The organism is Burkholderia sp. NLJ2 (assembly GCF_049487195.1).
Classification (GTDB): Bacteria; Pseudomonadota; Gammaproteobacteria; order Burkholderiales; family Burkholderiaceae; genus Burkholderia; species Burkholderia pyrrocinia.
On the sequence record NZ_CP137810.1, the window covers coordinates 2,483,778 to 2,506,529 of the forward strand.

Here is a 22,752-nt window from a genome sequence, read left to right on the forward strand (position 1 = left end):
GCCGAACCGCAACGAAACCGTCTGAGGAAACCGTGAAATCCATCATCGTCACCATCGCCGCTGTCGCCGCCACCGCCACCGCTCTTCTCGCCACACCGGCCGCGTCGTACGCGCAGTCGTCGCACTCGACGCTCACGCGCGCACAAGTACGCCAGGAACTGCTCGATCTCGAATCGGTCGGCTACGAGCCGATCGCCGGCGACGGCGACAACTATCCGGGCGACATCGTCGCCGCGCAGGAACGCCTGGCCGCCAAGCGCCTCGCCGAACGCAAGAGTGCCGAAGCGGCCTACGGGTCGACCGGCGCAGCGGGCACGGATTCGGGCACGCCGGCGGTTGCGACGGTGAAGCAATAACGCGCTGCCGGTCGTTTCGGGGAAGCGCCCGTCCGGCTAAAATACCGGCCTGCTGCGCCTCCTGCCGCGGCCGGAGGACATCAATCATGACCGCACGTCGCGGAGCCGCGGTCGTCATCGCGCCCAGCCACGAGACAGCCAGCCTGTCGAAAGCCCAGAAGACGTTCAATACGCTCGTCAAGCAAATCGAACAGCGGCGCGAACGTCTCGGTGCGTGGGAAGCCGTCATGCCGGTCTTCCAGAAAAAATTCGTCGACGGGCTATTGCCGCTCGAACAGGCGTCGACGGCGTTGCGGATCGGATTGCTCCATCGGCTCGACGACGCCTTCCTGCAGAAAGGATTGAGCAAGGCCGAGCAACGCACCCTGTCCGGGCTGATCGCGGATATGGCTCGCGACCTGCTCGACGTCAGCGACGATGCGCAGTTGAAAGTCATCTACAACCGGCACAGCGCATCCGGCCACGACAGCACCGCAGCGGCCGATCGCGAGCAGATGAAGCCGGAACCAGAGTCGATGCCCGGTGTTGAACCGGCGGACGATCTCGACACGCTGTCGCCCGACGAACTCATGGAGCGCGTGCAAGCCGAACTGGACGAACAGTTCGAGCGGGACATGGCCGACCACGCTGCCCGCGAGGCGCAGCGCGCGAAACGCAAGAAAGCACCCCGACAATCGGCCTTGGCGGCCAAACGTGAAGCCGAGCAGGCCGAATCGAGCAAGTCGATCCGCGAGGTCTATCGCAAGCTCGCGAGCGTGCTGCATCCCGATCGCGAAACCGATCCGCAGGAACAGGAACGCAAGACCGTGCTGATGCAGCGGGTCAACCACGCTTATGCAAAGGGCAATCTCCTGCAACTGCTGGAACTGCAACTGGAGATCGAACAGATCGACCGGCGCGCGATCGACGGCCTCGGCGAAGATCGGCTTGCGCGCTACAACGGCATCCTGGAGGAACAGATCCGCGAGCTGGATCAGGAGATCCTGCACGTCGAGACCGGTTTCCGGCGGACTTACGGCATCGCGTCGTCCGTCAAGCTGGCGCCCGATACCGTCGTCCGCATGCTCACGCGCGACATAACCGGCATGCAGCGCAGCAACCACGACCTGACCTTGGCGCTGCGCGAGTTCGACGATCCGGAAAAGGTCAGGGACTGGCTGAAAGACATGAAGCGCCGGCAGGCATCCTCCCGCTTCGACGACGATCCGTTCTAAGCGCGCCCACGCTCTGCCCGCAGAACGGCGAGCGCGTATCCGGCCCGACGGAACGGCGGCACGCCGCGCCGCCGTCACCCGTTCACGCGAATCGCGTTACGCCCGGTGCCCCGAGATCGGCCCCGCCTCGCCGGTCAGGTTGAACACGCTGTCGATCCACGCGAGAAACGTCGAGAACGTGAAGTCTGACCACTGCTGCGTGCGGAACGCCTTCATCACCGGCGTATCGGCCGGGTCCTGCTGGTTCAGCAGGTTGTCGACGAACGTGCCGATATCCGCGTCGGTGCCGTTCTCGTGGATCCCCGACCCGGTGAAGCTGACCGCCGTCACCTGATGATTGTCGATGAAGTCGTTGCGCGCCCACGGCATGAAGTAGCCGAAGTTCGGCAGCGGATTCAGCGTCTGCTTCAGCCCGTCCAGCTCCGTCGCGAACATCGCGAGCGACAGCGTATCCTTCGTCGCGTCATCCGGCGCCGCGATCACGGCCGGCACGAACGCGCGATAGTGATACGCAGCGATGATCTTGTCGCGCTGGTAGCTCGAAAAGCCGAAGCGGTCATGCGGATAAGTCGCCGACAGCGCCGCGTACGCGCTCCCCATGTTGCCGGGATCGAAGCGGCTGGTCAGCCGACTGTTCACGGTGATCATCCCGTCGGGCCCCGTCATCCCCCACTCGGTGCGCACCTTGTCGTACAGGCCGACCGACGGATGCGCGGCCGCATCCGCATCGAACGGCGTGTTGAATACCGTGCCGGCATCGTCGAGCAGCGAGCTGTGCGCCTGCGGCTGCAGCGTGTTGCGCAGCGTCGCGTAGTTCGCGAGCGTGCCGTAGCCGCCGGCGCTCATCCCGTACACGAGCAGCCGGTTCGGCTTGCCGAAGCCGTGCGACGTCAGCCATTGCGCGACGGCCTGGATATTCTTCAGTCCGCTGTAGTGCTGGATGCGCCAGTCGCCCGTCGGCGACGTGTAGTTGCGCACCGCGCTGCCCATGTGGATATCTCCGGTGCAATAGGGAACGAAAACCTGTGTCCACTGCTGCGTCTCGACCTTCGGCTCGCCGACCAGAATGTGCGCGAGATCCATGCGCGTCAGCAGCGGCGACAGGAACGACGAGAGCAGGCTCTCGTTCGCGGTGCCGTTCATGTAGTTGTGCGGGATGCCGTCCGGATTGAAGCCGCCGAGGCCGGCTTCGGCGCCGGTCGACGTCTGCGTGCAGGTGCCGTAGTTCCAGCACGCGCCGCCCGGCTCCATCATGTACAGCAGGTTGTCCGACTGCGCGCGATTGACGTAGAAGCGCATCGGCGTGCCGTTGCCGCACGACGCGCCGGTACTCTCCGGCAACGTCACTTCGTACCACGAATAATAGGGAATCGACGGGTCCGGCATCGTCGTATCGGCGGCGTGGCCGTTCAGTGCGGCGCAACCGAGCAGCGTGGCGACGGCGACGCGCAGCAAGCTTCGTGCTGGTGACATCTCCCCTCCTTGTCGATGGACATGACGCGGCCGCCGGGCATCGTCCCGGCGTCGCGGATTCGGCGCTCAGTGCGCACCGGACGGTGAAGCGCCGTCGAACAACTGGACGCGCAGCGCCTGCAGGCGCTGCGCGATGACGGTCTGTTGCCGGTCGGGATCGGCAATGCTCGCCTGAACCTGCCGGATCACGTCGCGGCTCTGCTGCTCGTACGCGAGATAACGCGGGTCCTGCGCCGGCGACGGGCCGACCGTCTGCTGCGCATACGCATCCCATTGCGCGCGCATCGACCGGATCGCCGCACCGCGCGTCGCGGGATCGGCTTCGGTATCGGTCAGCAGCGCCGCGCTGAGCGCTTCGGCCTGCACGGGCACGATCTCGTTGCGCGCGACATGGTCGGGCAATTCGTCGAGAATCCGGCGCGCGAGCGCGGTGCGCTCGGCTTGCGGCAGGCTGTTGCGGCGATCGCCGTACGCGGCGACTTCGTCGCGGAAGCGCGCGAACGCGACGATGCGCTGCACTTCTGCGTCCGCGTCGGGGCGCTCCGCGAGGCTGCGGCGCAACGCGTCGACGTCGAGCCGCCGCTCCTCGGGGCCGGGCATCGCGGCACCGGTTCCGAACGCATCGGCCGCGACGGACTGCGTGCTCGCCGCCGCGCCCGGCGTGCCGGACGACGCGGCCTCGGCCGGTGTCGCCGCTTCGTATCGCCAGATCGCGACGGCCACGCCGATCGCCGCGATCGCGCCCGTGCGCCGCCAGAGTGTCCTGTTGTTCTTCACGCCGCCTCCTCGTCACGTCATGCCGTTCTTCGCCGGTGCATCCGCGAGTAGGTTCTAGGTCGAATCCGGCACGCCGTCAAAAGCGGCTCTAGAACGCAGGCACTAAACCTGCGCGCATCGGCGCTGCCCGGCAAAACGTTTGAAACGCCTTTCATTGCCGCCTTCGGCTACCCGCGATCTCCCGCGCGACGCCCGTCCGGCGGCGGTTCGCGCCGACACGCGCCATGCGCGTTGCGACACCAAGCAAACCTCGGTCCAGCCGCGCGGCGCACGGCGGCACGTCATCCGCGTGGCCGATACGGATGGCCGGATCGGACCCGTCGAACGACCCGCTGAGCGCTTGGTCGGCATTTTGGCCAGCCCTATGCTGAATTCCGATCCGCGCCGAACGTTCGGTGCGACCTACCCGACCCAACCGAGCCCGTTCCATGAGCCGTGCCGACCTCCCGCATCGCGCGCCCGCCGCCGTCCACGACTATCCGACCTACCGCGACGCACTCGCGGGCCGCCGGCTTCCCGCCGCCTTCGTCGATCTCGATTGCCTCGACGCCAATCTCGCCGACCTGAAGCGCCGCGCGCGCGGCCTGCCGATCCGGCTCGCGACGAAGTCGGTACGCTCGCGCGAGCTGATCGGCGCGGTGCTGGCCGCCGGCCCTTTCATGCAGGGGCTGCTGTGCTATTCGGCTGCGGAAGCCGCGTGGCTCGCGGCGGGCGGCTTCGACGACATCGTCGTCGCGTATCCGACCGTCGAGCCCGACGACCTGCGCGCGGTGGCCGCGCAACTCCGGCAAGGCCGCTCGATCACGCTGATGGTCGACGACGGCGCGCAGGTCGATGCGATCGACCGCATCGCACACGAGGAACGCGTGACGATCCCGGTCGCGATCGACCTCGACATGTCGTCGGCATACCCGGGCCTGTACTTCGGCATGTACCGTTCGCCGGTGCGCAACGCGGCCGGCGCGCTCGCGCTCGCGAACCGCATCGGCGAGCGGCAGCACGTCCGGCTCGACGGGTTGATGGGTTACGAAGGACAGATCGCCGGCGTCGCGGACACCGAACCGGGCAGCGGCGCACGCAACGCGCTGGTGCGCCATCTGAAACGGCGCTCGGCGCGCGAGATCAACGCGCGCCGCCACGCGGCCGTACAGGCGCTCATCGCGGCCGGCCACACGCTGCGCTTCGTGAACGGCGGCGGCACCGGCAGCTTCGAGAGCACGCTCGGCGACGCGTCGGTCACCGAACTCGCGGCCGGCTCCGGCCTTTACGCGCCCGCACTGTTCGATCACTACGCGGCGTTTCACGCGCAACCGGCCGCCGGCTTCGCACTGCCGGTCGTGCGGATCCCGCAGCCGGGCATCGTGACCTGCTCGGGCGGCGGCTACATCGCGTCCGGTCCGGCCGGCAAGAGCCGCCTGCCGCGGCCGTGGCTGCCGGCCGGCTGCACGCTGATCGGCAACGAAGGCGCGGGCGAGGTGCAGACACCCGTGCGCGTACCGCAAGGCGTCGCGCCGGCGATCGGCGAGCCGATCCTGTTCCGTCATGCGAAGGCCGGCGAACTGTGCGAGCGCTTCAACACGCTGCTGCTGATCCGCGGCGGCCGCGTGGTCGGCGAGGCGCCCACCTATCGCGGCGAAGGCAAGAGCTTTTTCTAGCAGGCTACGCGGCCCATCGTTCAAACCATCCAAACCATTCAAACGACAACCACGGAGACAACGCCATGTGGCGCAACTGGTCGGGATATGTCTGCAGTCCTGATGCAACCGTGTCGACGCCTGCGTCGCGCGCCGGGCTCGCGGCCGTGCTGCGCGATGCGGCCGCGGCCGGCGCGACCGTACGCGCGGCCGGCGCCGGTCACTCGTTCTCGCCGCTCGTACAGACCGACGACGTGATCCTGTCGCTCGACGCGATGCAGGGCGTGATCGACGTCGATCGCGACCGGCGCGTCGCACGCGTCCATGCCGGCACGCGGCTGTGGGCACTGGGCCCCGCGCTCGCCGCGCACGGCCTCGCGATGGAGAACCTCGGCGACATCAACGTGCAGTCGATCGCCGGCGCGACCAGCACCGGCACGCACGGCACCGGCATCACGCTCGGCAACCTGTCGACGCAGATCGACAGCCTCACGTTCATGTGCGCGGACGGCAGCGAGATCCGCGCGACGGCCGATACGCATCCCGAACTGTTCGCGGGCGGCCGGATCGGGCTCGGCGCACTCGGTGTGCTGACCGAGATCGGCCTGCGCCTCGTACCCGCGTTCCGGCTGCGCCTCGAGCGCGGCGTCATGCAGCTCGACGACTGCCTCGCGCAAGCGGAGGCGCTGATCGCGCGGCACCGCTCGTTCGAGTTCTACTGGTTCCCGCATACGGACACCGTGCTGACCAAGGCGTGGGACATGACCGACGAGCCGGCCGATGCCGTGCACTGGGCGAGCCGCGCATCCGAATCGTTCCTCGAGAACACGGTGTTCGGCGCACTGTGCGGGCTCGGCCGGCGCGTGCCGTCGCTGTGCCCGGCGCTGAGCCGGCTGTGCGCGTCGACCGTGTCGGCCGCCCGGCACGTGGACACGAGCTACGCGATGCTGTCGACGGTGCGTCGCGTGCGCTTCAACGAAATGGAATGGTCGGTGCCGGCCGAACGCGGCGCCGACGCGCTGCGCGAAATCCGCGCGTTCATCGCGCGCCGCAGTTTCCCGCTGATGTTCCCGATCGAATACCGCTGGGTGCGCGGCGACGACATCTGGCTGAGCCCCGACTACGGGCGCGACAGCGTGCGCATCTCGGTGCACCAGTATCGCGGGATGCCGTTCGACGCGTACTTCTCGGGCGTGCAGGCGATCTGCCGCAATCACGGCGGGCGGCCGCACTGGGGCAAGGTGCATGCACTGAAAGCCGCCGAACTCGCGGCATCCTATCCGCACTGGGACGATTTCCTCGCGCTGCGCGAACGGATGGACCCGCACGGCCGCTTCCTGACGCCGTACCTGCGCACGCTGTTCGGCCTGCCGCAGCACGCAACCGCATCCGCGCCCGCGCCCGCCGCGCCGGTTCGCCGGGGGACACACCCGATGCACGAACCGGCGCGCGTCGCGCAAGATCGGCCGCGATCCAACCAGGAGGCCTCATGACCACCGCCACGCTGCGCACGGCCGCGCAGTCGCGCCCCGATCCGTCGGCCGGCGCGGTCGTCCGCCTCGCGCTCGCGTTCGCGGCCGCCACCAACGGCCTGATCCTGTCGCCGTTCCTCGTCGCGGCCGTGATGACGCGCTTCCGGCTCGACGAAGGCACGGCGACCGCGCTCGTCAGCGCGGAGATCCTCGGCATCGCGATCAGTTGCGCGCTGCTGTCGCACCGGATCGCGCGCGCCGCGCGGCCGTTCACGCTGGCCGGCGTGGCCGGCACGATCGCCGGCCAGGTGTTGAGCGCGGTCGCGCCCGGCATCGCGTCGGCAGCCGCCGCGCGCGGGATGACGGGGTTGTTCGAAGGGATGCTGTTCGTCGTCGTCGCGTCCGGCGTGTCGCAGCGCGCGTCGACCGACCGCCTGTGGGGGCAAATCAACCTGCTCGCGGGCGGCATCAACGGCGGCATCCTCGTGCTGATCTCCGCGCTGCCGGCCGCATGGCTCGGGCGCTGGGTGTTCGCGCTGCTGGCTGCCGTCGTCGCGGTGCTGGCGCCTGCGATCCGCGGCATCGACGCGTTCGCGAGCGCACAGTCGCCGGCCCGCGCGCGCAGCCACGCGCTGCCGTGGCGGCCGGTCATCGCGATCTGGGTCGTGACCGCGCTGGTCTACGGCGTGCAGGCGTCGCAGTGGGCGATCGCGGGCTTCGTCGGCGAACGCGCCGGGCTGTCGCCGACGACGATCGGCGTGCTGCTGTCGGTGTCGTCGCTGCTGGGTTTCGTCGGCGCGGCGATTCCGTCGCATCCGGCCAGCCACAAGCACCGCCTCGGGCTGATCTGGGCCGCGCAGCTCGCGATGGTCGGATCGATCGAATGGTTCTTCGGCGCGCACGGCGGCAGCGCGTACTTCCTGAGCCAGTTCGTGCTGAACAGCGCATTCTTCGTGATCGTGCCGTTCCTCACCGGCATGCTGTCCGACGTCGACCCGGACGGCTCGCTCGTCGCGCGCACGCTGGTCGTCACGTTCTTCGCGGCCGGTATCGGCACCGCGCTGTCCGGCGCGCTGCTCGACCGCTTCGGCGGCACGCATGTCGCGCATGTGCTGTGCGTGGCCGTGCTGGCTGCCGCGCCGTTCGTGCGCATCGCGCTGCGCCGTGCAGCGCCCGGCGCGGTGGCCCGCGCGTCGCCCTGACCGCACTGCGTCATGCGGTGGCCGCGACGCACCACGAGATTGGCCGCCGCGGCCTTGGCCCGCGCAAATTTGGCTTTCTACAGTCGTGTCCGGCGGTGCGATGCCGCCGGTCCCCTGTTCCATGCAGAAATGTGGAGTCCCGAATGAATCGTCCCGATGGCATTCGCGCGGCGTGCTGCGCGATGATGGTCCTGGCCGGTGCCGGCGCGCACGCGCAAGGCAACGTGACGCTGTACGGCGTGATCGACGCGGGCATCCGCTACGAAACGCACGGCGTGTCCTACGGCGCCGACGGCACGCCGGTATCGACGGGCCGCAAGATCTCGATGGCCGACGGCGGCGGCCTGACCGAAAGCTACTGGGGCCTCAAAGGCAACGAGGACCTGGGCGGCGGGCTGTCCGCGCAATTCAACGTCGAGAGCCACTTCGGCCCGAACAGCGGCAGCATCGTGCCGGCCGGCTCGCCGAACTTCTTCCAGGTCGCGTACGTGGGGCTGACCTCGACGTCGCTCGGCCAGCTCTCGCTCGGCCGTCAGTACAACGTGCCGTTCGAGATGGTGTCGCTGACCTACGGATCGAACCTGTGGGCCGGCCCGCAGGACCCGTACTTCAACCTGTTCAAGCCGGAGCAGACGATGCTCGCGGCCGCGCGCACCAGCAACATGATCCAGTACGGCGCGCAGCTCGGCAGCCTGTACCTGCTCGCGCAATACGCGCCGGGCGGGCACGCGGGCGGCGGCGTGCTCGGCAGCCAGCTCGGCGCGGCCGTCGCATACGCGCCGGACAAGGGGCCGTTCACGGTCGGCGCGTCATTCATGCGCAGCTGGGACGACGTCACGCACGGCAAGTTCGACGTCTACGGCGGCGGCGGCTCGGTGACGCTCGGCAACGCGACCGTCAACGCCGGCTACATCGAGAACGCGCGCGACAACGACTTCACGTCGTTCGAGAACGGCCCGTTCAGCCCGACCGATCTCGCGGCGCTCGGCATCATCTCGCCCGCGCAGGTGGTCGATCCGACGGTGCCCGGCGGGTTCCGCCGCCGCAAGATGGTGCTCGCGGGGCTGACCTACCGCTTCACGCCGGCGTTCACCGCCGCCGTCAACGCATGGTGGACCACGCAATCCGGCTACACGTCGGACTTCGACGGCCGCGCGCGGCAGTTCCAGGTGATCGCCGGCTACAACCTGTCGAAGCGCAGCATGCTCTACGCGGAAGTCGATTACGCGATCTATCGCGGCGGGCTGATCGGCGCGCAGCTCGTCGGCATCAACGGGCAGGCGCCGAGCACGAGCACCACGCAGCTCGGCGCGACGATCGGCCTGCGCCACTACTTCTGAAGCGGGGCCGCGTGGCATGTGGCCGATCACGGCCGGGGCGGCACCCCGGCCGGGCGGGACGAGTACAATCCGTGGAAAAAAAGAGGGAGCATCCATGGACGATACCGCCCGTTATACGACGGCGAATCTGCCGGTGCATTTACTGCGGTGCCTCGCGGAGACAAGCAAGGAACTGGGCATCGATCCCGTGCGGCTGTGCCTCGGGCTCGGCTTCGACGTCGCGGACCTGTCGAATCCGTCGTGCCGGATTTCGCTGCGCCAGGCGAGCACGATGATCCGGCGTGCGCTCGAGATGGCGCCGGGGCGTGCGCTCGGCCTCGAACTCGGGACGAGCGAGACGATCGCGTCGATCGGGCTGGTCGGCTACGCGATGCTGACAAGCCCCACGCTGAAGGACGCGATCACGGTCGGCCTCGAGCTGCAGCGCCATACGGGGCCGCTGATGCGCTTCGAGCTGGTGTCGGACGCGCGCACGCTGTCGATCCGTGCGACCAACGTGTTCCTCGAACCGGACATCGAGGCGTTCCTCGTCGAGGAAGCGTTCGGCAGCTTCATGAAGATCGGCCGCTCGCTGGTCGGCCCGGCATTCCAGCCGAAGGTCATCGATCTCAGCTACCCGCCGCCGGCTTACGCAGAGCAGTACGCACGCGTGTTCCCGTGCCCGGTGCGCTTCGAGCAGGAGCAGAACCTGCTGTCGTGCGACGCGTCGCTCGGCAACCGCGCGATCGCGACGCACGATCCGCTCGCGCATCGCCAGGTGCTCGAATTCCTGCAAGGCGCGCTGCCGCCCGAACCCGAGGGCACCGACTTCCTCGAATCGATCGAACGGATCATGCGGCGCGACCTGCGGCATACGCCGACGCTCGCCGCGATCGCCGCGCAACTGTGCATGAGCGAGCGCACGCTGCGACGGCGGCTGGCCGATCAGGGCGTGTCGTACCAGACGGTGATCGACACCATCCGCAGGAAACGCGCGTTCACGCTGCTGAGCAACCCGCGGCTGTCGATCGAGGACGTCGCGCACGAAGTCGGGTTCAGCGACGCGCACAACTTCCGGCGCGCGTTCAAGCGCTGGACCGGGCACGGGCCGAGAGAGGGGCAGCGGGCGGTGATGTAACGGCGCCGCGCGTGGCGCACCACGCAGCGGCCGTTACGCGGCGCCCGCCAGCGAGCGATCGAGCGCGACGAGCGTCTGGTACAGCACGCGCGTGCCGTCGAGCAACTGCTGCGGCTCGATCCACTCCTCCGGGCAGTGGCTGCGACCGCCCAGGCACGGAATGAAGATCATCCCGATCGGGCCGGTCGGCGCGACATACACGGCATCGTGCCCCGCGCCGCTCGGCAACCGCATGCTCGGATAACCGAGCTGGGTGGCCGCCTGCTCGACCGCGTCCATCACGAGCGGCTGACAGTCGGTCGGCCGCGCGCGGCTCACGTGCTCCGCGCGCGCGCTCAACCGCAATGTGTCGAGCCGCGCGGCCGCACCGGCCAGCAGCGCCTCGGGGAAGTCGTCGAGCACCGCATCGCTGTCGCTGCGTACTTCCAGCATCAGCTCGACATGCCCGGGTACCGCGTTCGGCACGTTCGGCGTCATCGCAATCCGCCCGATCGTCGCGACCACGTAGTGCGGATTGCCCGACAGCGCCGACGCGCGCGCATGCGCAGCCTCGATCAGGTGCGCCGCGCCGACGAGCGCGTCGCGGCGGATGTCCATCGGCGTCGTGCCCGCATGGTCGGGCTGCCCGGTCACGGTGATCAGCACGCGCCGGATGCCGACGATGTTGGTCACGACACCGATCGGCAAACCGCGCGTTTCCAGCACGGGCCCCTGTTCGATATGCAGTTCGACGAATGCGGCCGTGCTGCCTGGTGCGCGCAGCGGTTCGCTCAGCGCGTCCGGGTTGCCGCCGATACGCCGCAATGCTGCGGCGAGCGTCTCGCCTTCGGCGTTCGTCGCGCGCAGCATGCCCGCATCGAGCACGCCCGACATGGCGCGGCTGCCGACGCACGAAATGCCGTAGTCGCTCGGCTCCTCGGACAGGAAGTCGATCACCTCGAACGGATGGTCGAGCACGATCCCCTGCTCGTTCAGCGTATGCGCAACCTCGATGCCGGCCAGCACGCCGATGATCCCGTCGAAGCGGCCGCCGCCGACGACCGTGTCGCAATGCGACCCCGTGACGAGCGGCTTGGTGCGGCGGCCGCTGCCTTCGCGGCGGCCGATCAGGTTGCCGCCCGCATCCATCGACACCGCAAGCCCGGCTTCGGCGAACTGTTCGGCGAGCCATGCGCGCGCTTCCGTAAACAACGGCGAGAATGCGCGGCGCGTCCACGGGACGTCGGGCCGCGTGAAGCGCGCCAGTTGCTCGACACGCGCGTTCAGGCGCTCGGCGTTCAGCGGCGGAAAATTCGTCGGATTCATGCTTGCTCCTGTTGCGTGGCGATCGACCGGCTGCCGTGCGGCTTCAGGAAGCGGCCCGAGCCTGCCGGATTGACGATGCGGGCGCCGTCGTACACGAGCGCGCCGCGGCAGTAGGTGGCGGCGATGCGCACCGTGAATTCCATGCCTTCGAACGCGCTCCACTGCACGGCCGACAGGCTGTGCGACGGATCGAACGCGTAGCGCTCCGGCGTCAGGATCACGAAATCCGCGTCGGCGCCGACGTCGAGCGACCCCTTGCGATCGTCGAGCAGGAAATGCCGCGCCGGGTTCGTCGCGAGCAGTTCGGCCACCCGCGTCGGCGCGACGCCATGCTGCTCGCAGCCGGTCCAGAACGCCGGCAGCAGCGTTTCGAGCCCCGGGCCGCCCGACGCGTTGCGGAACACGTTCGGATCGCCCTTGCGTTCGAGCCCCCAGCTCACGTGATCCGACGACACGAACGTGCACTCGCCGCGCGCGATATGCGTCCACAGCAGTGCCTGCTCCGCGCGCGGCCGGATCGGCGGGTAGTGCTTCGTCTTCGCGCCGAAGCGTTTCGTATGCGTTTCGTGGTCGAGCATCAGGTACTGCACGCAGGTTTCGATGCTCGCACGATGGCCGGCGTGCCGGTACATGTTGCACAGCTCGAAGCCGCGCGACGTCGACACGTGCACCGCGTGCGCGCGGGCGCCCGTCTCCGCGCCGATCTCGTAGATCAGCGCGGTCGCGAGGTTCTCGATCAGCGGCGGATGCGCGCGCAGGAACGCGTCCCAGCCCGTGTCGCCGGCTTCGATCATCCGCGTGATGTTCTTGCGCGTCAGGTCCTGCATCTGGTTGTGCACGCCGCACGCGAGGCCCGACGGCGCGATCAGCCGGAACGCGTCGTACAGCACGTCCTCCTCGACGCGCGGGAACCGGCCGGGCGTCGCCTCGAACGTCGAGAACTTGAACGCGCACACGCCGCCGTCGATCAGCCCGGCCGCTGCTTCGAGGCCGTGCTTCGCGTTGAGCGTGCCGTACAGCGCGACGTCGACGTGGCAATCGCGCTCGGCCTCCGCGATCTTGCGGTCGAGCTGCGCGCGCGACGCGACCGGTTCCGGATCGTCGTACGGCATGTCGACCATCACCGTCACGCCGCCCGCGGCGGCCGCGCGCGACGCATGGCCGAGCCCTTCCTGGTTCGCCTGGCTGGCCGCATGCACCTGCCCGTCGACGACGCCCGGCAGCACCCACTGCCCGCGCGCATCGATCGTGTCGCGCGCCGCCGGTGGCACGCCCGTGCCGCGCGCAGCGATCCGCCCGTTCCGGATCGCGAGCCAGCCATCGTCGACCACCTCGCGCGCGTCGACCAACCGGCCGCGCACCACCTGCTCGAATTCGCTCATCTCTGCCTCCTGCTTTTTTGATCACGAGCAGTTTAGGCAGCGCTCTGCCAGAATGTCTCATGCCGATTTATCGCCCCCACATAACATGGAGTTAAGGCTGTGCGTCTGAACCTGCGCCAGATCGAGGTGTTTCGCGCCATCATGCTGACCGGCTCGATCAGCGGCGCCGCGAAGCTGCTGCACGTGTCGCAGCCGGCCGTGTCGCGGCTCATTTCGTATGCCGAGCAGCGGCTCGGCCTCGCGCTGTTCGAGCGCATCAAGGGGCGGCTCTATCCGACGCCGGAAGCGCAGCGGCTGTTCGTCGAAGTGAATGCGGTGTACCAGGGCGTGCAGCGCGTCAACGAAATCGCGGAAGACCTGATCGAGAACCGGATGGGCCACCTGCGCATCGCGTGCAGCCCCAATCTCGGGCAATCGCTGCTGCCGCGCGCGATCGCCGCGTTCTACGCGCGCTTTCCCGACGTGCGCATCATCCTGCACACGATGATCCCGAGCGTGCTGCTGCAGGCCGTGCTCACGCAGCAGGTCGAGCTCGGCATCGCGTTCCTGGAAGACACGCACCCGAACGTCGAGAGCCAGCTCCTGTACGAGAACCGGATGGTCGCGGCCGTGCCCGCGTCGCACCCGTTCGCGCGGCGCAAGACGCTGGCCGTGCGCGATCTCGCGAACCAGCCGCTGATCGGCTATGGCAGCGACATTCCGCTCGGGCAACTGGTGCGGCGGCTGTTCAGCGACGAAGGCCTGGTGCCGCAGGTCAAGATCGAAGTGCAGCAGGCGCACGTCGCGTGCGCGCTCGCGCAGGCCGGCACCGGCATCGCGCTGATCGACGAGCTGACGGTCGCGGGGCCCGTGTGGCCGCAGATCGTCGTGAAGCCGATCGTGCCGACCATCGCCGCGCCGGTCAGCGTGCTGCACCCCGTGCTCGCACCGCTGTCGCGCCTCGCGCACGAGTTCATCGACACGCTGCACGCGCTTTCCGCGGACGCATGAATCTGGCTGTTAACGCGCCATCGCGGGATTACCCTAGCCTTAACATCGCGTTATGAAGTCTCCATAAAATAGCAATAACGCTCAATATTCGGCGTCCCTAGAATCGTTTGGACAGTACCGCCACACAAGGCTTTCGGCCTGGCGCGTACAGCCCTTTTCCTCTCTCAGGACAAACGACACATGGGACGCATTCTGTCTTCGAAGGACGTCGAAGCCGCCGTCAAGGGCGGCTCGGTTTTCGCATGCGGCGGCGGCGGCTGGGCCGATCACGGCCGTGAACTCGGCACGCTCGCGGTCACGATCGGCCGCCCCGAACTGGTGGCCATCGACGAATTGCCGGACGACGCGTGGATCGCCACGGCCGCCGCGATCGGCGCGCCGGGCGGCCTCACCGACTGGCAAATGCTCGGCGCCGACTACGTGAAGGCCGCGCAGCTCGTGCAGGATGCGCTCGGCGCACCGCTCGCGGGGCTCATCATCGGGCAGAACGGCATGTCGAGCACGCTGAACGCGTGGCTGCCGTCGGCGCTGCTCGGCACCAAGGTGGTCGACGCGGTGGGCGACATCCGCGCGCATCCGACCGGCGACATGGGCTCGCTCGGTCTCGCATCGAGCACGACGCCGATGATCCAGGCCGCGGCCGGCGGCAACCGCGCCCAGCATGCGTACATGGAAGTGGTCGTGCGCGGCGCGACCGCGAGAGTGTCGCCGGTGCTGCGCAAGGCGGCCGACATGGCCGGCGGCTTCATCGCGAGCTGCCGCAATCCGATTCGCGCGTCGTACGTGCGCCAGCATGCGGCGCTCGGCGGCATCAGCCGCGCGCTCGCGCTCGGCGAGGCGATCATCGATGCCGAGCGGCGCGGCGGCAGCGCGGTGATCGATGCGATCTGCGCGGCCACGCACGGCGAGATCATCGCGAGCGGCAAGGTCGAGCGCAATACGCTCGAATACACGCGCGACGCGTTCGACGTCGGCCTCGTCTATCTCGGCAGCGGCGCGCAGCGCGCGGTCATTCATGTGATGAACGAGCACATGGCGGTGGACGACGCGCACGGCGAGCGCATCGCGACCTACCCGGACGTGATCACGACGCTCGATGCGCAAGGCCGCCCCGTCAGCGCCGGGCAGTTGAAGGAAGGGATGGAGATCCACGTGCTGCGGGTCGCGAAGGCGCACATTCCGCTGTCGTCGTCGGTGTTCGATCCTGCGGTCTACCCGCCGGTCGAAGCGGCGCTCGGCATCTCGATCGCCGACTACGCGCTCGCCCGCTGACCGGAGGACGACACCATGACCCGCACCTTCGAAGTCACGTCCGGCAACACGCTGCGCTGCAAGGGCTGGCGCCAGGAAGCGCTGCTGCGCCTGCTCGAGAACGTACTCGCCGTCGGCGAGGACCCCGAACAATTGATCGTCTACGCGGCGCTGGGCCGCGCGGCGCGCGACTGGCCGTCGCACGACGCGATCGTACGCACGCTGAAGACGATGGACGAGGACCACACGCTCGTCGTCCAGTCCGGCAAGCCCGTCGCACTGCTGCGCACGCATGCGAGCGCGCCGCTCGTCGTGATGGCGAACTGCAACCTGATCGGCCAGTGGGCGAAAGCCGAGCACTTCTACGAACTGGAACGGCGCAACCTGATCTGCTGGGGCGGCCTGACGGCCGGCGACTGGCAGTACATCGGCTCGCAGGGCGTGATCCAGGGCACGTATGAAATCTTCTCGCGGATCGCCGAGCGCCATTTCGACAACGACCTGCGCGGGCGCTTCATCCTGACGGCCGGCCTCGGCGGCATGGGCGGCGCGCAACCGCTCGCGGGCAGGATGGCGAACGCGGCGACGCTCGTCGTCGAGATCGACCAGACGCGCATCGACAAGCGGCTGCAGATCGGTTTTCTCGAACGGCAGGCGCGCGATCTCGACGAGGCGCTCGCGCTGATCCGCGACGCGCAGGCGCGGCGCGAGCCGATCTCGGTCGGCCTGCTCGGCAACGCGGCCGACGTGTTCCCGGCGATTCTCGCGCGCGGCGTCGTGCCCGACATCGTCACCGACCAGACGGCCGCGCACGATCTCGTGTACGGCTACGTGCCGTCCGGCTTCACGCTCGACGAAGTGCGCGCGCTGCGCGACAGCGACCGCACGCAGCTGATGGACGCGAGCCGCGCGTCGATCGTACGACACGTCGACGCGATGCTCGGCTTCAAGGATCGCGGCGCGATCGTGTTCGACAACGGCAACCTGATCCGCACGCATGCGAAGGACGGCGGCGTGGCGCGCGCGTTCGAGATCCCGGTGTTCACCGAGGCGTTCCTGCGCCCGCTGTTCTGCCGCGCGATCGGCCCGTTCCGCTGGATCGCGCTGTCGAACGACCCGAACGACATCCGCATCATCGACGACTACCTGCTCGCACACTTCCCGGACAACCGGATCGTCACGAACTGGATCCAGCGCGCGCGCGAATGCGTGCCGTTCGAAGGCTTGCCCGCGCGGATCGCGTGGCTCGGCCACGGCGAGCGCACGCGGCTCGCGCTCGCGGTCAACGCGATGGTGCGCGACGGCGTGCTGGCCGGGCCGGTCGCGTTCACGCGCGACCACCTCGACGCCGGCGCGATGGCGCACCCGAACATCATGACCGAGAACCTGCGCGACGGCTCCGACGCGGTGGCCGACTGGCCGCTGCTGAACGCGATGATGAGCTGTTCGTCGATGGCCGATCTCGTCGCGATCCATTCGGGTGGCGGCGGCTACAGCGGCTACATGACGAGCGCGGGCATCACCGTGGTCGCCGACGGCAGCGCGGCGGCGAACGAGCGGCTGACGCTGTCGATGACCAACGACACCGCGCTCGGGGTGATCCGCTATGCGGACGCCGGCTACGAAGAAGCGCTCGACGAAGCGCAGCGCAAGCAGATTCCGCATATCCGGCTGTAATTCCGTCCCGCACGACGACAGGAGATCGAAGTGAAGCAAACCGCGGTTCCCCTCGACACGGCCACGGCCGTGTCGCCCCCCGCAACGAGCGCCGGGCGCGCGATCGCCGCGGCCTCGATCGGCAACGCGCTGGAGTGGTACGACTTTTCCGTCTACGCGTTCTTTGCCGTGTATATCGCGCAGAACTTCTTCCATCGCGGCGACACGGGCACCGAGCTGGTCGAGGCGTTCATGGCGTTCGGGATCGGCTTCATCGCGCGGCCGCTCGGCGCGCTCGCGATCGGCGTGTATGGCGATCGGGCGGGCCGCAAGGCCGCACTCACGCTGACCATCCTCGTGATGGCGGCCGGCACCGCCATCATCGCGTTCGCGCCGCCGTTCACCGCGATCGGCGTCGGCGCGCCGCTGCTGATCCTGTGCGGCCGCCTGCTGCAAGGCTTCTCGGCCGGCGGCGAAGTAGGCGGCGCGGCGGCGTTCCTGATCGAGCACGCACCGGCGGACCGCAAGGGCCGCTACGCGTCGTGGCTGCAAGCGAGCATGGCCGCGTCGAACATCCTCGGCGCGCTGGTCGCCACCGGCGTGACGCTCACGCTGTCGCGCGAACAGATCGGCGACTGGGGCTGGCGGATTCCGTTCATCCTCGGTCTCGCGATCGCGCCGGTCGGCCTGTGGCTGCGCAAGACGCTCGACGAAACGCCGCATTTCCGCGCGGAGATGGCGCGTGCCGCGCGCGCGCCGGCCGAGCGCAAGACGCCGTTGCTGCAGGTCGTGCGCGACTATCCACGTGCGCTCATGGTCGGCACCGGGTTCTCGGTGTTGTGGGCCGTCTGCGTGTATGCGCTGGTGATCTACATGCCGACGCACGTGCAGCGCGCGCTGCACTTCGACGGGCGCGACGCGTTCATCGCGTCGCTGGTCGGCAACTGCCTGATGGCCGTCACCTGCGTGTGTGCAGGCAGCTGGTCGGATCGCTTCGGCCGGCGCACGGTGCTCACGGCCGGCGCGGTGCTGATGCTCGTGTCGGTGTATCCGCTGCTGCGCTGGCTCGCCGACGTGCACACGCTCGCCGCGCTGATCACGGTGCAGAGCGCGTTCTGCGTGATGGTCGCGATCTTCACCGGCGTCGCGCCGGCCGCGCTGTCGGAGCTGTTCCCGACCCGCGTGCGCGCGACCGGCATGTCGCTGTCCTACAACATCGCCACGACGATCTTCGGCGGCTTCGCGCCCGCGATCCTCGCGTGGCTCACGCAACGGTCCGGCAACCCGTTCGCGCCTGCCTGGTATGTGATGGTCGCGAGCGTCATCGCGCTCGCGTCGATCGCCGCGCTGTCTTCCACGTCACGTCACGACTGAATTCGGAGAACTACTTCATGCAACGCCTCCTCATGCGGAGCGCGATCGCGCTCGCGCTTTTCTCCGCCGTCCCGGCCTTCGCGGACATCACGCTCGACGGCCGATCCGTCACGCCCGAATCGATCGCACGCATCGCCGACGGCGAAGCCGTGTCGATCGCACCGGCCGGCCGCCAGCGGGTCGTCGCCGCGCACGACGTGCTGCTGAAGGCCGCCGCGGCCGGCCAGCAGATCTACGGGCTGACGGTCGGCGTCGGCCTCAACAAGGACCGCGAGATGGTCGACGCGCACGGCAAGCTGAGCCAGGAGGTCATCGACGCGTCGACACGCTTCAACATCGGGCTGATCCACGCACACTCGGGCAGCGTCGGCCCTGACATGAGCGTGCGCGTCGCCCGCGCCGCGATGGCCGCGCGCCTGAACGCGATGCTCGACGGCGGCGCCGGCGTGCAACCGGCGATCGTCGACGCGTATGCGCAGTTCCTCAATCGCGGCGTCACGCCGGCGATGCCGGCGGACGGCTCGATCGGCGAGGCCGACATCACGATCCTGAGCCACGTCGGCCTCGCGATGCTCGGCGAAGGCGACGTGTACTACCAGGGCCGCAAGCTCGCCGCCGTCGACGCGCTGAAGTCGGCCGGCATCGCGACGATCCGTCCGTACGGCAAGGACGCGCTCGCGATCCTCAGTTCCAACGCGTATTCGGCCGGCATGGCGGCGCTGGCGCTCACCGACATGGCGCGTCTTGCGCAGGTGTCGAAGCTCGTGTTCGCACTGAGCCTGCAGGGGCTGAACGGCAACGTGTCGCCGTTCCGCGAGGACACGCTGGCGTTGCGGCCGTTCCCGGCCACGCTGCGCGCCGGCGCGGCGCTGCGCACGCTGCTCGCGGGCAGCAGCCTGTGGAACAAGGACCCGGACCGGCCGCTGCAGGATCCGCTCAGCTTCCGTTCCGGCGTCTACCTGCTCGGCGACGAGGACCGCACCTACGACGAGGCGCGCGCGTTGCTGCAGGTCCAGCTCAATTCGAGCGACGACAATCCGGGCGTCGCGGTCGGCGTCACGCCGAAGTCGAACCGCGCGCAGGATGCGGCTGGTTATGTCGACGGCGGCGGCGCGGTGCTGCCGAGCGCGAACTTCGAGCCGCTGCCGTGGGTGCTCGCGTTCGAACAGCTCGGGCTCGCGCTTGGCCACAACGCGCTCGCGTCCGCGCAGCGCATCGTCAAGCTGAACGACCCGCACCTCACCGGCCTCGCCCGCTTCCTCGGCACCGAGGAAACCGTGCACGCGTTCGGCGCGATGGAGAAGCCGCCGACCGCGCTCGCGATGACGGTGAAGTCGCTCGCGATGCCAGTGTCGCTCGACTATCTGCCCGTCGCCGGCGGCATCGAGGACATCGCGACGAATGCGCCTGAAGTCGTACAGCGCGTGCAGAAGCAGATCGATGCGAGCTACACGCTGCTCGGCCTCGAACTCGTCGAAGCCGCGCAGGCGATCGACCTGCGCCAGCGCAAGCAGCCGTCGTTCACGCTCGCGCCGGCCACGCAGCCGCTGTACCGTGCGCTGCGCACGAAGGTCGCGTTCCTCGAGCGCGACCGCCCGCTCGCGCCCGACTTCCGGGCCGCCGATACGCTGCTGCGCGCGTATCGCGACTGAGCGACAGCGGCACAACACACTCCCTTCGTTTCACCGTTTTCCCGCCGCCGCGATCGTCGTCCGATCGCGGCGCGGGGAACGCACGTCCGCAAGAAACCGGACCGCCGCACCGTTCGCCGTCTTTCACCCACACCGCACCGGAACACCACCATGAAAAAACTCCTGTTCGCGCTGCCGCTCGCCGCGGCCGCCACCGCCCACGCGCAAAGCAGCGTCACGCTGTACGGCATCGTCGAGGACGGCGTCGACTACGTATCGAACGTGCAGGGCAAGCATCTCGTGCAGCTCGCATCGGGCGTGACAGCCGGCAGCCGTTGGGGCGTACGCGGCACCGAGGATCTCGGCGGCGGGCTGAGCGCGATCTTCCGGCTCGAAAGCGGCTTCGACCTCAATTCCGGGCGCCTCGGCAGCGGGCTCGCGTTCTCGCGCAACGCTTATGTCGGCTTGAACGATGCGAGGCTCGGCACGCTCACGCTCGGCCGCCAGTGGGATTCGATCGTCGACTACGTCGAGCCGTTCACGCTGAACGGCAATATCGGCGGCTATTACTTCGCTCACCCGAACGACATGGACAACACCGACAACGGCTTCCCGATCTCGAATGCGGTCAAGTACCGCAGCCCGACGATCGCGGGCGTCACGTTCGGCGGCCTCTACGCGTTCGGCGGGCAGCCGGGCCGCTTCTCCGACAACGCGACGTTCAGCGTCGGCGCGAGCTACGCGGCGGGGCCGGTCGGCTTCGGCGTCGGCTATCTGCGGATCAACAACCCGGGCGTGTCGACGCAGGGCTACCAGAACTATCCGGGCTTCACGAACGCGATCTACGGCAACTACCTCGACGCGGCGCGTGCGCAGAAGGTGTTCGGCGTCGGCGCGTCGTACCAGGTCGTGCAGTGGCTGAAGGTGCTGGCCGACTTCACGAACACGAACTTCCAGCAGGGCAGCGCGGGGCACGACGCGACGTTCCAGAACTACGAGCTGTCGGCGCTCGTCACGCCGACGCCCGCGGTGACGGTCGGCACCGGCTACACGTACACGACGGGCCGCGACCATGCGACGAACGCGGAGCCGAAGTATCACCAGTTCAACCTGAGCGTCGAATACGCGCTGTCCAAGCGCACGACCGTCTATGTGATGGGGGCGTTCCAGAAGGCGGCAGGCGATGCACCGGTCGCGCAGATCGCGGGCTTCAATCCGTCGGGCAACCAGAAGCAGGCGGTCGGGCGCGCGGGTATCCGGCACGTGTTCTGACGTTCCCGGCGGCTGACGGCCGGGCGTGGCGCCTGCCGTCAGCCGTTCCCGCGGCTCCGCTTCCTCTACGTTATTCGATCAGTATGCCTATTCATTCAATCCGGAACACCAACCGGCGACAACGCCGGTTCGCACCGGCGGCGAGCCGGCGGCTGCTGTCGACCCTCGGTGCATCGCTGGTCGCCCGCGGAATCGCCAACGACGTCTCGGCCCAGTCGTCGGTATCGCTGTACGGGCTGGCGGACGTCTATGTCGGCACGCAAAAGAGCCTCGGCAAGCCGCGCGCATACGCGATGAATTCGGGTGGCTTCACGACAAGCTTCTGGGGCGTCGGCGGCCGCGAGGATCTCGGCGGCGGCTACGCACTGCAGTTCGCGCTCGAAGCGTTCATGCGCCCGTCGAACGGCGGCGTCGGCCGCTTCGGCGGCGATACGTTCTTCGGGCGCAACGCGTATGTTGGCGTCTCCACACCGTACGGCGTGCTGCGCGCGGGACGCAACACGACGCCGTATTACATCTCCGTCGTGCGCTTCAACCCGTTCTCGACGTCGTTCGGTTTTTCGCCTGCGCTGAACCAGATGTACAAGGGCGTCTCGGCGCAGGGCCTCGTCGGCGACAACGGCTGGAGCAATTCGGTGCTGGTTTCGACGCCCGCCGAACACGCGCTGCAGGCGAGCCTGATCTATGCGACGGGCAACGAACCCGGTCACACCGGCGCGAACCAGTGGGGCGGCAGCGTCACCTACGACCGGCAGCGCGCATTCAGCGCGACGCTCGCGTTCCAGCAAGCGAAATACGACCGGACTCCGGGCGACCTGAACGCTTCCGTCGCCGGCTTCACGCAGCAGGACGCCGTGCTGGCCGGCGTCGGCTACGACCTGAAGTTCGTGAAGCTCACCGCGTTCTACCAGTACGCGCACGACGCGATCGACGGCGGCGGGCTCGGCACGCACAGCGGGCAGGTGGGCGCGGCGGTGCCGGTCGGCTTCGGCACGCTGCTCGCGTCGGTCATGGCCGCGAAAAGCCACGGCCGCGACCGCCCGTCGCGAACGACCTGGGCGCTCGGCTACGACTACCGGCTGTCGAAACGGACCGACGTCTACGTCGCGTTCATGCGCGACCGCGCGAGCGGATACGGAAACGGCGATTCGGCCGGGCTCGGCCTGCGCACCGCATTCTGAGCCCGTGCGCCGGGGCGGCGCAACGACGGTTCGCAGACGCAGGCCGTGCATGTGGCGCGCGTGCCGACGCGGGCGTTGCGCAGTCGATCGCGATATCGAAGCGCGCGTGCCGCGGAGGCACAGCC

18 protein-coding genes are annotated in these 22,752 nt (G+C 68.8%); 14 read left to right on the top strand and 4 right to left on the bottom strand.

All coding sequences use genetic code 11. The annotated features are described in order from the left end of the window. The first annotated feature begins 32 nt into the window (after positions 1-32). Together R9B84_RS33595 and R9B84_RS33600 are read left to right on the top strand one after the other, a co-directional pair. On the top strand, positions 33-356 hold the full coding sequence (locus R9B84_RS33595; RefSeq protein ID WP_423761717.1) for a DUF4148 domain-containing protein: 324 nt from the start codon (positions 33-35) through the stop codon (positions 354-356). Between the two features lie 86 nt (positions 357-442). Then, the gene (locus R9B84_RS33600; RefSeq protein WP_423761718.1) at positions 443-1,570 is read left to right on the top strand and encodes a J domain-containing protein; all 1,128 of its coding nucleotides are present in this window, start codon (positions 443-445) and stop codon (positions 1,568-1,570) included. Between the two features lie 96 nt (positions 1,571-1,666). Here the strand turns inward: R9B84_RS33600 and R9B84_RS33605 are convergent, their stop codons facing one another. Together R9B84_RS33605 and plcR are read right to left on the bottom strand one after the other, a co-directional pair. Continuing rightward, positions 1,667-3,043 carry a pectin acetylesterase-family hydrolase gene (locus tag R9B84_RS33605; protein ID WP_423761719.1) on the bottom strand — a complete coding sequence of 459 codons (1,377 nt, stop codon included), beginning with the start codon at positions 3,041-3,043 and terminating at the stop codon, positions 1,667-1,669. 66 nt (positions 3,044-3,109) lie between these two features. After that, positions 3,110-3,820: a phospholipase C accessory protein PlcR gene (gene plcR, locus R9B84_RS33610; protein WP_423761720.1), complete on the bottom strand. Its 711-nt coding sequence runs from the start codon at positions 3,818-3,820 to the stop codon at positions 3,110-3,112. A gap of 428 nt (positions 3,821-4,248) precedes the next feature. Here plcR and R9B84_RS33615 point away from each other — a divergent pair, with 428 nt between their 5' ends. The 5 genes from R9B84_RS33615 to R9B84_RS33635 all read left to right on the top strand — a co-directional run bounded on the left by R9B84_RS33615 (position 4,249) and on the right by R9B84_RS33635 (position 10,585). Further along, complete coding sequence (locus R9B84_RS33615) at positions 4,249-5,475, top strand: amino acid deaminase/aldolase (protein WP_423761721.1); 1,227 nt, start codon at positions 4,249-4,251, stop codon at positions 5,473-5,475. 65 nt (positions 5,476-5,540) lie between these two features. Next, positions 5,541-6,947 carry a D-arabinono-1,4-lactone oxidase gene (locus tag R9B84_RS33620; RefSeq protein WP_423761722.1) on the top strand — a complete coding sequence of 469 codons (1,407 nt, stop codon included), beginning with the start codon at positions 5,541-5,543 and terminating at the stop codon, positions 6,945-6,947. Then, entirely contained in the window at positions 6,944-8,128 is a 1,185-nt protein-coding gene (locus R9B84_RS33625) for an MFS transporter (RefSeq protein ID WP_423761723.1), read from the top strand. The genes R9B84_RS33620 and R9B84_RS33625 overlap by 4 nt, the downstream gene beginning before the upstream one ends. A 143-nt stretch (positions 8,129-8,271) precedes the next feature. Further along, positions 8,272-9,468: a porin gene (locus R9B84_RS33630; RefSeq protein ID WP_423761724.1), complete on the top strand. Its 1,197-nt coding sequence runs from the start codon at positions 8,272-8,274 to the stop codon at positions 9,466-9,468. 94 nt (positions 9,469-9,562) lie between these two features. Further along, the gene (locus R9B84_RS33635; protein WP_423761725.1) at positions 9,563-10,585 is read left to right on the top strand and encodes an AraC family transcriptional regulator; all 1,023 of its coding nucleotides are present in this window, start codon (positions 9,563-9,565) and stop codon (positions 10,583-10,585) included. A 33-nt stretch (positions 10,586-10,618) separates the two neighbouring features. Here R9B84_RS33635 and R9B84_RS33640 read toward each other — a convergent pair whose 3' ends face one another. Both R9B84_RS33640 and R9B84_RS33645 read right to left on the bottom strand, forming a co-directional pair. Further along, positions 10,619-11,890 carry a Zn-dependent hydrolase gene (locus tag R9B84_RS33640; protein WP_423761726.1) on the bottom strand — a complete coding sequence of 424 codons (1,272 nt, stop codon included), beginning with the start codon at positions 11,888-11,890 and terminating at the stop codon, positions 10,619-10,621. Then, positions 11,887-13,272, bottom strand: coding sequence for a dihydroorotase (locus tag R9B84_RS33645; RefSeq protein ID WP_423761727.1), 1,386 nt, complete (start codon positions 13,270-13,272; stop codon positions 11,887-11,889). The genes R9B84_RS33640 and R9B84_RS33645 overlap by 4 nt, the downstream gene beginning before the upstream one ends. A gap of 99 nt (positions 13,273-13,371) precedes the next feature. Here R9B84_RS33645 and R9B84_RS33650 point away from each other — a divergent pair, with 99 nt between their 5' ends. The 7 genes from R9B84_RS33650 (at position 13,372) to R9B84_RS33680 (ending at position 22,627) form a co-directional block, all read left to right on the top strand. Then, entirely contained in the window at positions 13,372-14,262 is an 891-nt protein-coding gene (locus R9B84_RS33650) for a LysR family transcriptional regulator (RefSeq protein WP_423761728.1), read from the top strand. Between the two features lie 180 nt (positions 14,263-14,442). Then, on the top strand, positions 14,443-15,534 hold the full coding sequence (locus R9B84_RS33655; RefSeq protein ID WP_423761729.1) for a DUF917 domain-containing protein: 1,092 nt from the start codon (positions 14,443-14,445) through the stop codon (positions 15,532-15,534). A 15-nt stretch (positions 15,535-15,549) separates the two neighbouring features. Then, on the top strand, positions 15,550-17,190 hold the full coding sequence (locus tag R9B84_RS33660; protein ID WP_423761730.1) for a urocanate hydratase: 1,641 nt from the start codon (positions 15,550-15,552) through the stop codon (positions 17,188-17,190). Between the two features lie 30 nt (positions 17,191-17,220). Next, positions 17,221-18,543, top strand: a complete 1,323-nt coding sequence (locus R9B84_RS33665) for an MFS transporter (protein WP_423761731.1) — start codon at positions 17,221-17,223, stop codon at positions 18,541-18,543. A 17-nt stretch (positions 18,544-18,560) separates the two neighbouring features. Then, the gene (locus R9B84_RS33670; RefSeq protein WP_423761732.1) at positions 18,561-20,195 is read left to right on the top strand and encodes an HAL/PAL/TAL family ammonia-lyase; all 1,635 of its coding nucleotides are present in this window, start codon (positions 18,561-18,563) and stop codon (positions 20,193-20,195) included. Between the two features lie 150 nt (positions 20,196-20,345). Beyond that, positions 20,346-21,446 (top strand): porin, encoded by a 1,101-nt coding sequence (locus R9B84_RS33675; RefSeq protein WP_423761733.1) that lies wholly within the window; start codon positions 20,346-20,348, stop codon positions 21,444-21,446. Positions 21,447-21,529: 83 nt separating this feature from the next. After that, positions 21,530-22,627 (top strand): porin, encoded by a 1,098-nt coding sequence (locus tag R9B84_RS33680; protein WP_423761734.1) that lies wholly within the window; start codon positions 21,530-21,532, stop codon positions 22,625-22,627. The last annotated feature ends 125 nt before the right edge of the window (positions 22,628-22,752 follow it).

Excerpts from the sequence above, each read along its gene's own strand:
- R9B84_RS33600 (WP_423761718.1), top strand. The coding sequence starts at position 443 with ATGACCGCACGTCGCGGAGCCGCGGTCGTCATCGCGCCCAGCCACGAG.
- R9B84_RS33605 (WP_423761719.1), bottom strand. The coding sequence starts at position 3,043 with ATGTCACCAGCACGAAGCTTGCTGCGCGTCGCCGTCGCCACGCTGCTC.
- R9B84_RS33615 (WP_423761721.1), top strand. The coding sequence starts at position 4,249 with ATGAGCCGTGCCGACCTCCCGCATCGCGCGCCCGCCGCCGTCCACGAC.
- R9B84_RS33620 (WP_423761722.1), top strand. The coding sequence starts at position 5,541 with ATGTGGCGCAACTGGTCGGGATATGTCTGCAGTCCTGATGCAACCGTG.
- R9B84_RS33625 (WP_423761723.1), top strand. The coding sequence starts at position 6,944 with ATGACCACCGCCACGCTGCGCACGGCCGCGCAGTCGCGCCCCGATCCG.
- R9B84_RS33630 (WP_423761724.1), top strand. The coding sequence starts at position 8,272 with ATGAATCGTCCCGATGGCATTCGCGCGGCGTGCTGCGCGATGATGGTC.
- R9B84_RS33635 (WP_423761725.1), top strand. The coding sequence starts at position 9,563 with ATGGACGATACCGCCCGTTATACGACGGCGAATCTGCCGGTGCATTTA.
- R9B84_RS33640 (WP_423761726.1), bottom strand. The coding sequence starts at position 11,890 with ATGAATCCGACGAATTTTCCGCCGCTGAACGCCGAGCGCCTGAACGCG.
- R9B84_RS33645 (WP_423761727.1), bottom strand. The coding sequence starts at position 13,272 with ATGAGCGAATTCGAGCAGGTGGTGCGCGGCCGGTTGGTCGACGCGCGC.
- R9B84_RS33655 (WP_423761729.1), top strand. The coding sequence starts at position 14,443 with ATGGGACGCATTCTGTCTTCGAAGGACGTCGAAGCCGCCGTCAAGGGC.
- R9B84_RS33660 (WP_423761730.1), top strand. The coding sequence starts at position 15,550 with ATGACCCGCACCTTCGAAGTCACGTCCGGCAACACGCTGCGCTGCAAG.
- R9B84_RS33670 (WP_423761732.1), top strand. The coding sequence starts at position 18,561 with ATGCAACGCCTCCTCATGCGGAGCGCGATCGCGCTCGCGCTTTTCTCC.
- R9B84_RS33675 (WP_423761733.1), top strand. The coding sequence starts at position 20,346 with ATGAAAAAACTCCTGTTCGCGCTGCCGCTCGCCGCGGCCGCCACCGCC.
- R9B84_RS33680 (WP_423761734.1), top strand. The coding sequence starts at position 21,530 with ATGCCTATTCATTCAATCCGGAACACCAACCGGCGACAACGCCGGTTC.